The 7,736-nt window shown below is 71.2% G+C and carries 8 protein-coding genes and 1 pseudogene; 4 read left to right on the forward strand and 5 right to left on the reverse strand.

Annotated elements, in window-relative coordinates; genetic code table 11:
* Positions 1–11: 11 nt before the first annotated feature.
* Both AWZ10_RS30375 and AWZ10_RS30380 read right to left on the reverse strand, forming a co-directional pair.
* Positions 12–359, reverse strand: a complete 348-nt coding sequence (locus tag AWZ10_RS30375; protein ID WP_244172595.1) for a substrate-binding domain-containing protein — start codon at positions 357–359, stop codon at positions 12–14.
* Positions 360–414: 55 nt separating this feature from the next.
* The gene (locus tag AWZ10_RS30380) at positions 415–1,053 is read right to left on the reverse strand and encodes a PadR family transcriptional regulator (protein ID WP_046707620.1); all 639 of its coding nucleotides are present in this window, start codon (positions 1,051–1,053) and stop codon (positions 415–417) included.
* Between the two features lie 161 nt (positions 1,054–1,214).
* Here AWZ10_RS30380 and AWZ10_RS30385 point away from each other — a divergent pair, with 161 nt between their 5' ends.
* The 3 genes and pseudogenes from AWZ10_RS30385 to AWZ10_RS48290 form a co-directional block, all read left to right on the forward strand.
* Positions 1,215–2,153 (forward strand): ATP-binding cassette domain-containing protein, encoded by a 939-nt coding sequence (locus AWZ10_RS30385; RefSeq protein WP_060892556.1) that lies wholly within the window; start codon positions 1,215–1,217, stop codon positions 2,151–2,153.
* Positions 2,150–2,974, forward strand: a complete 825-nt coding sequence (locus AWZ10_RS30390; protein WP_060892557.1) for an ABC transporter permease — start codon at positions 2,150–2,152, stop codon at positions 2,972–2,974. Before AWZ10_RS30385 ends, AWZ10_RS30390 begins: the two co-directional genes overlap by 4 nt.
* A gap of 123 nt (positions 2,975–3,097) precedes the next feature.
* A pseudogene (locus tag AWZ10_RS48290) lies at positions 3,098–3,449 on the forward strand (excinuclease ABC subunit UvrA); the annotation flags it as partial.
* Positions 3,450–3,845: 396 nt separating this feature from the next.
* Here AWZ10_RS48290 and AWZ10_RS30400 read toward each other — a convergent pair.
* The 3 genes from AWZ10_RS30400 to AWZ10_RS30410 form a co-directional block, all read right to left on the reverse strand.
* Positions 3,846–5,021: an FAD-dependent monooxygenase gene (locus tag AWZ10_RS30400; protein WP_060892559.1), complete on the reverse strand. Its 1,176-nt coding sequence runs from the start codon at positions 5,019–5,021 to the stop codon at positions 3,846–3,848.
* Between the two features lie 92 nt (positions 5,022–5,113).
* Positions 5,114–5,980, reverse strand: a complete 867-nt coding sequence (locus tag AWZ10_RS30405) for an AraC family transcriptional regulator (RefSeq protein WP_037698690.1) — start codon at positions 5,978–5,980, stop codon at positions 5,114–5,116.
* Between the two features lie 263 nt (positions 5,981–6,243).
* Positions 6,244–6,618: a hypothetical protein gene (locus AWZ10_RS30410; protein WP_046709822.1), complete on the reverse strand. Its 375-nt coding sequence runs from the start codon at positions 6,616–6,618 to the stop codon at positions 6,244–6,246.
* Between the two features lie 100 nt (positions 6,619–6,718).
* On the opposite strand from AWZ10_RS30410, the gene sigJ reads away from it, so the two are divergent.
* Positions 6,719–7,651, forward strand: a complete 933-nt coding sequence (gene sigJ / locus AWZ10_RS30415) for an RNA polymerase sigma factor SigJ (protein WP_060892560.1) — start codon at positions 6,719–6,721, stop codon at positions 7,649–7,651.
* Positions 7,652–7,736: the final 85 nt, after the last annotated feature.

Raw genomic sequence — 7,736 nt, forward strand, 5'->3', positions numbered from 1 at the left:
TGGGGAGTCGGTCACCGGCGGGCGGTACGACGGGCCGGACCCGGACGGACGGACCCGGTCGTCGTCCCGCGCGGGACGAGACGCGGGGTGAGCAGGACCTCACGGGGTTCCGTGGGGTCCTGGTCGAGGCGTTCGACGGCGGCGGTCACCACATGCCGGACCTGCTCCTCGGCGCACCGACCGATCGCGGTCGGGTTGAAGCAGCTCAGCCGGGAGTGGGTTTCGTCGCCGTGGCCGACCATGGAGACCCGGCCCCGCACGTCGACCCCGGCACGAGCCAGTACAGCCAGGACACCGATGGCGCACCGGTCGTCGAAGGCGACGACGACGGCGGGCAGGTCACCGGCCTCAACGATCACGCCCGCCAACACCGAGCGGCGACACGGACACCGGCGCCACCGCCAGGGTGCGGGGCTACCGGTCGTCCCGCGGGTGTGGCCCCGTCGCGAACGGGTTCGGCTCATCGTCCGCGAGCACGGCCACGAAGGGTTCACCCTCACCCGCGAACGTGTACGCGCCGCTCTCGATCCGCTCGATCAGGCCGCGGGTCCACTGCACGCCGCTGTCGGCCGAGTGCATCCACAGGTTCATGATCTCGCCGATGTGTCCGAGCTGCCCGGAACCGTCCTCCGGCGTGTAGTACTCGGTGACCGCGGACCGCCACTGTTCGAGTCCTGCGATCCGCCGTTCGAGGAGAGCGACGGACTCGCCCCTGGACAGGTAGACGATGAAGCCGATGCCCGCCGAAAGGACGTCGGACTTCTGCTCGTGCGAGCTCAGCGCCTCGCGCAGCAGTGCGAAGAACTCCTCGGTGCCCTTGTCGTTGATCTCGTACTCGACGCGGGGTGGGCCGCCGACGGCGCTCGGCGCGACCTCGCGTTCGACGAGCAGCCCTTCCTTGGCCATCTGCTTGAGCGCGTGGTAGATCGAGCCGGGCTTGGCGTTGGACCACTCGTGGGCGCCCCAGAACTCCAGGTCGTTGCGCACCTGGTACCCGTGCGCCCGTCCGTGCTGGCGGACCGCGCCGAGAACCAGTAGCCGGATCGCCGACATGAACACCCCCTCTGGTAAAGCTTGACCAGACCGCTCCGTCCAAGTTTGGCCGACTGCCGAGCCCAGCAGCCCCTGCCCACTAATCAAGTTTGACCAATCACCCGCATCCCCTTACCTTGGCACTACTAGTCAAGTTTGACCACCGACCGAAGGGGAGTGTTTTGTCTGACTTCGATCCGGCGATCGTCGTCGAAGGTCTGCGGAAGAGGTATAGGGACAAGCAAGCCCTCGACGGCCTCGATCTCACGGTCCGAGCCGGGACCGTCCAGGGAATTCTCGGCCCCAACGGCGCCGGCAAGACCACGGCCGTACGCATCATGTCCACGCTGCTGCGCCCGGACGAGGGACGTGTCGAGGTAGCGGGCACCGACGTGAGGACGCGGGCCGACGAGGTGCGCTCGCGGATCGGGCTGCTCGGCCAGAACGTCGCCGTCGACGAGGAACTCAGCGGCCGCCAGAACCTGGAGATGTTCGGCCGCCTCTTCCATCTCGGCGCACGCCGCGCCGGCGCAAGGGCTGATGAGCTCCTGGCCCGGTTCGGGCTCACGGACACGGGCAACAAGGCGATCAAGCAGTACAGCGGCGGTATGCGAAGGCGGCTCGACCTCGCGGCCTCGCTCATTTCCCAGCCGCAGGTGCTCTTCCTGGACGAGCCCACGACCGGACTCGACCCCCGCGGCCGCACGGAGGTGTGGAGCGCGGTGCGTTCCCTGGTGGACGGCGGCACGACCGTGCTGCTGACCACGCAGTACCTGGAGGAGGCAGATCAGCTGGCCGACCGGATCGCGGTGATCGACCACGGGAAGGTCATCGCGGAGGGCACGGCGGACGAGCTGAAGTCCAGGACGGGTGGCGACCGCATCGACGTGGTCCTGCACGACACGGCCCAGCTGGCCCGCGCGGCCTCGCTCCTGCCCGGTGAGGTGAGGGTGGACGAGGACCGGCGGCTGGTCAGTGCCTCGATCAGCAACCGGATGGCGGCACTGACCGAGACCGTGCGGGCTCTGGAGTCGGCCGGCATCGAGGCGGAGGACATCGCGGTACGCCGACCGACGCTCGACGAGGTCTTCATGCACCTGACGAAGGAGGACGCCGCATGAGCGCGACGTACGGTGTGGGCACGACGCACGGCACGGGCTCGAAATTGAGCTGGGCGGCCGTCGACTCCTGGACGATGACCCGGCGCGAGCTGGCGCACTGGGCCCGCCGGCCCGTGCAGGTGGTCGTCGGGTTGGTCTTCCCCGTGATGATGCTGCTGATGTTCAGCTACCTGATCGGCGGCGGACAGGGCATCCAGGGTGACTTCACGTCCTACCTGGTCCCCGGCATGCTCACCATGACCATGGCCTTCGGCCTGGAAGCGACGATGCTCTCGGTCACCCAGGACCTCGGCAAGGGGGTCATCGACCGGTTCCGCTCGATGCCGATGAACTCCGGCGCGGTCCTGGTCGGCCGGAGCATCGCCGACATGCTGCAATCGGCGGTCGGCCTGACCGTGATGATCGCGGTCGGATACGCGATCGGCTGGCGCTGGCACGAGGGCTTCGCCTCCTTCCTCGGAGCGGTGGGACTGCTGTTGCTGCTGCGGTTCGCGATGCTGTGGATCGGAATCCACCTGGCGATGGTCGCGGGCAAGCCGGAACTGGTGCAGGCGGTGCAGATCCTGGTCTGGCCGGTCAGCTTCCTCTCCAACGCCATCGCCTCGCCCGAATCGATGCCCTCCTGGCTCGGCGCGATCGTCGAGTGGAACCCGATGTCGGCGACGGCCACCGCGGTACGCGGCCTGTTCGGCAACCCGGGCGCGGCCGGCGGCTCCTGGGCCGCCCAGCACGCGGAACTGCTTGCCGTGGCCTGGCCGGTGGCCCTGATCGCGGTGTTCTTTCCGCTCGCCGTGAAGCGGTTCCGGGGCCTGAGCCGCTGACGTACCCCGCCCCGGCCTCGATACACGAACCCGATCTGAGGCCGGGGCCCCTGGCGCCGTCGGCGAACGACCTGCCACGCAACACAGCGGCTCCGCGAGACAAGTGACGGCCCCCGGATCCGCACAGCCGTTTCGGCCGCACAACAGTCGCGGACGGGCTCCGACCCGCGCTCCACGGTCGGCGCCGTCACCGACGCCCACGCCCACGCCCACGCCCACGCCATGCTCCGCATCCTCTTCGGACGGCTCGGCCGGCCGCACATCGGACCGCCAAGCGCGTACTCGTTCAACACCGCCCCGGTGAAGGGCAGCGGTTCGATCACCGTCGAAGGCGACATCGAGAAGGCCGTCGAGGCCGCCTTCAGCCGTACCGGCGGGATGTGCCCCCGCTGCGAGGACCGCGGCGCCGTGTCCTGACATCGACCTCACCCAGCTCCACGACGACTCCAAGTCGATCACCGAGGGCGCGTTCACGGCCCGACCCCTCGCGCGAGGTCGTCGTGCTGGTCTGACGGCTCCTGTCCGATGACGGTCCAGGAGATCGTGACCATGGTCTTTGCGGGGCTGAGTCATCGTCGTCCTCGGCGGCGGCACTGCCGAGGACGCCGCCGCGAAGGCGTTCGAGACCTGGTCGGAGTCGTCGCTCTCATCCCCTTCCGGACCGAGTTTCCTGCGCGCCCTCGCCGAGATCGCCCCGGACATGGCCATGGACATCAGCACGAGGACGCGGCCCACTCCCAGACGGAGGGACTGGCCCTGGCGGCGAAGAACCTGCACGCGGCGTCGGCCGCCGTCCGACGGACGGCGCGCCGCACGACCCGCCTCGTGCCCACCCGCCTCGACCCGAGCTCGTCCGACAGGGGAGCCCGTCCTACGACGCCTGCTCGTCGAAGGTGTCGAGCCCCCACGCGCCCGCGTGGGGGCCGAACCCGTTCTCGGCCGCCTGCACCGCCAGCCGGTCGTTCCGGGCGCGTGCCTTCGGCCCGTCCGGCAGGTGGTAGTCCTCGCCCGCCCGCGCGGAGCCGGCCTGCACCTTCGTGGCGGTGGCCAGCCGTCGGCGCACGTACCGGTCCAGCGCGTCGGGTACGTCGGCGGGTGCCGCGTCCGCGAGGCAGTCGCCGAGCACCGCCGCGTCGACCAGGGCCTGGGCCGCACCCTGGGCCTGGAAGGGCACCATCGCGTGGGCGCTGTCGCCGAGCAGGGTCACGCGCCCGGTGTTCCAGCGGGTCAGCGGAGCGCGGGTGTAGATGCCGTAGCGGAGCACCGTCCCCGTCCGTCCGAGGACGTCGAGCACCCGGGGGTCCCATCCGTCGAACGCGCGCAGACACTCCCCCGGCTCGGCCCGAGCGGTCCACGACTCCTGCGCCGCCCCGGTTTCGATGACGCCGACGACGTTGAGCAGTTCCCCGCGTCGCACCCAGTAGTGCACGAAGTGCCGTCCCGGCCCGAGCCAGAGCGCGTACTCCGGGAGGTCCAGGCCGGTGACCTCGCCGGCCGGCAGCAGGGCCCGGTAGGCGACGGTTCCCGAGAACAGGGCCTCGTCGTCACCGAACAGCCACTGGCGGGCCCGGGAACGTACGCCGTCCGCGGCCACGACGAGGTCCGCCTCCAGGCACTCCCCGTCGGCCGTCGTCACCCGCGCGGACCTGCCGTCCTGCCCGATGCCCACGACCACGGTGTTCAGCCGCACCGACTCGGGCGGCACGGCGGCGGCCAGGGCCTCGTGCAGATCGGCCCGGTGGGCCTGGAGGTACGGCGCCCCGAACGCGGCCTCGGCCTCGCGGCCCAGCGCGTAGCCGCAGATCTCACCGCCGTCGGACCAGGTGCGGAAGCTCAGCCGGGACGGCCGACTGGACCGGGCGGCGACCGCGTCGAGCAGACCCAGCCGACGCAGGACGCGGGTGGCGTTGGGCGCGAGCTGGATCCCCGCGCCGACCTCGGTGAACCGCGGCGCCTGCTCGACGAGCGTCACCTCGCACCCGGCGCGCCGCAGACTCAGTGTCGCGGCCAGCCCCCCGATACCCGCGCCCACGACGATCGCCCTCATGCCCCCACCTCAGGTCGACGTCGTTTCACGCTACCGGCGGACGGGGACCGGAGGCAGGCGCGCGACGACGGGAAGTCGCCGCGCGCCGGCACTCAGAGCGGGGTCCGCTCCACCGGGATCCACAGCTCCGCGTCCGCCTGCGCCGCGTCCTGCGACAGTCGGGTCCGCAGGATCTCGGGGCCCGGGCGGCTCCGGTACGGATTGGACGGGAACCACTGCGTGAACACGTCGCGCCAGAGATACTGCAGCGCCTGCGGGAACGGTCCGGAGTTCTCGAAGACGGCCCAGGTCCCCGCCGGGACGATCAGTTCGTCCATGCCGTCGGGCGCGGCGGCTCGGGTCACCGCCCCGTGGAAGTAGTCGAGTTCGGTCCCCTCCGCCCGGCTCTCGGCGAGATTGTCACTGACCGAGACGATCCCCTGCGGCTCCTGGTCGGAGAGGCTCTCGATCCGGCTGAGCGTCTCCTGCCCGATGCTCCGGATGAAGTCGGCGATCGCCGGGTTCACCCCCTCGTGCACGAGGGGGACACGGGTCTTCCTCCCGACCACCCGGAACTCCTCCCTCTCCACTACGCGGTATCGCATGCTGCTGCTCCCTTCGACGACGAGGCGGAAGGACATCCGGGGCTGGGACCGCAGACTGGCGCCGGTCCGCCGGGCCTCCCCGGGGCCGACGCCGTGCAGGGCGCGGAACGCCCGCGCGAACGCCTCCCCCGAGCCGTAGCCGTAGCGCACCGCGATCTCCAGCAGGGTCCGTTCGGCGGCCAGCACCTCCGCGCCGGCGACGGTGAGCCGCCGGCGCCGGACGTACTCCGACAGCGGCATGCCCGCGAGCGCGGAGAAGAGCCGCCGCAGGTGGTACTCCGACGTCATCGCGATCCGTGCCAGGTCGGCCACCTCGATCGGCTGATCGAGGTGGCGCTCGATGTGCTCCATGGCCTGGTTCAGCCGCTCCAGCACCCCGGTCTCCTTCCTTTCGCCCACCACGCTAGGAAGAAGCCACCTTGCCGCACCCGACATCCTGTGCCCGTTCCGGTCGGGTGGGCGAGCGGGCGGGCGGGCGGGTCGGTGATTACCAACGGCACGTGGAAGACGTCGCCGAGTTCGCGGCGAAGGGCACCCGCTGACCGCGGTGCCGCACAACGGCGCCACGGCACCTGCGGGTGCGGCCGACATCGCTCACGCGGTGTCGGCCGCACCCGTGCGCCGTGATCCGGGCAGGCTCAACGCCGGGCGAGCGCCAGCACACTCAGCCCGAACATCAGGACACCCAGGGGGAGATGGACCGACGGGACGTGCGCGATACCGAGCACGACCTGGACCGAGGCCAGTACGAGAAAGCCCGACGCGTGCAGGACGGGCCGGGGTGATCCGCCGCCCGGCTTCCACGCCAGCACCGCCGCGAGCACGTACAGCATCGACGCCCCGTACATCACACGGGCCCCGACACTGTGCAGCGTCTCTCCGTAGGACGAGGTCAGCAGCAGTCCTGCGGAGACCGCCTGGAGGAAGATGGTCAAGGTCTGCAGGGCGATCGCGATCCGCAGGAACGAGGAGCCGCGCTGCGCGTTCACCGTCGCCGTCACCTGAGTGGCCATGCCACAGTCCCCTTTTCCGCCCTCGGGCAGTAGATCGATAAGGTCTCACCGGTACGACGACGCGGGCCCGCGAAAGGTAAGGCGAAGGGGCAACCGGAGCATGGGGACTGTGAGGGCCGGCACGGACGACGAGACGGCCGGCGAGCGACGCCAACTGGTCAACGTCGCTTACCGGTTGCTCGGTTCGGTGACCGAGGCCGAGGACGCCGTACAGGATGCCTACGCACGCTGGTACGGGCTGCCACGGAGCCAGCAGGAGGAGATCCTGTCCCCCGGCGCCTGGCTGACGACGGTGACCGGCCGTATCTGCCTGGACCTGCTCGGCTCGGCGCGGGCCCGCCGTGAACGCTATGTGGGCGCGTGGCTGCCCGAGCCGCTGCCCGACCGCGCCGAGCGGGACCACCCGGACGGCGCCGGTCCCACCGGCCCCGCGGACCCCGCCGACCAGATCGTCCTGGACGAGTCGGTGGCCATGGCCTTCCTCGTCGTCCTGGAGTCGATGACTCCCGCCGAGCGGGTGGCGTTCGTCCTGCACGACGTCTTCCGGTACCCGTTCGCCGAGATCGCCGACGTTCTCGGCCGGACGCCCGCGGCCTCCAAGCAGCTGGCGGCCTCCGCCCGGCGACGGGTCGGCGACGCGCACACTCCGGTGACGGCGACCGGCCGGGCCGACGTGGTGCGGCGCGTCAAAGTGGCTTGGGAGACGAGGGACATCCCGGCCCTCGTCAGTCTGCTCGACCCGGCCGCCGTGATGACCGCCGACGGCGGCGGCATGGTCGGCACCGTCCTGCGGCCGGTCGAGGGCGGCGCGCGCATCGCCGAGTACATGGTCGCCATCGCCGACAGGGCTCCGGGGCTCGAACTCCTGGAGCGGTCGGTCAACGGTGTGCCGGGCCTGGTGGCCCGGCACACCGGCGTCGTCATGACCGTGGCCTCGTTCGACATCTCCGAGGGCCGCGTCACCCGCATCTGGGCGGTCCGCAACCCCGAGAAGCTGCGGCCGTGGGGGCGGGAAGGCCAGGGGGTGTTGTGAACGTCCCGCACAACGCCCCCTGGCCAGGCCCCCGCCCGGCGGAGCGCGCAGTCGCCGCCGGCGGACGAGCGCGCGTCCGGGGCCG

It is taken from the genome of Streptomyces europaeiscabiei (assembly GCF_001550375.1).
GTDB classification, from domain to species: Bacteria; Actinomycetota; Actinomycetes; order Streptomycetales; family Streptomycetaceae; genus Streptomyces; species Streptomyces europaeiscabiei.

Coding starts and splice junctions, on each gene's coding strand:
- AWZ10_RS30380 (WP_046707620.1), bottom strand. CDS start 1,053: ATGTCGGCGATCCGGCTACTGGTTCTCGGCGCGGTCCGCCAGCACGGA.
- sigJ (WP_060892560.1), top strand. CDS start 6,719: ATGGGGACTGTGAGGGCCGGCACGGACGACGAGACGGCCGGCGAGCGA.
- AWZ10_RS30400 (WP_060892559.1), bottom strand. CDS start 5,021: ATGAGGGCGATCGTCGTGGGCGCGGGTATCGGGGGGCTGGCCGCGACA.
- AWZ10_RS30410 (WP_046709822.1), bottom strand. CDS start 6,618: ATGGCCACTCAGGTGACGGCGACGGTGAACGCGCAGCGCGGCTCCTCG.
- AWZ10_RS30390 (WP_060892557.1), top strand. CDS start 2,150: ATGAGCGCGACGTACGGTGTGGGCACGACGCACGGCACGGGCTCGAAA.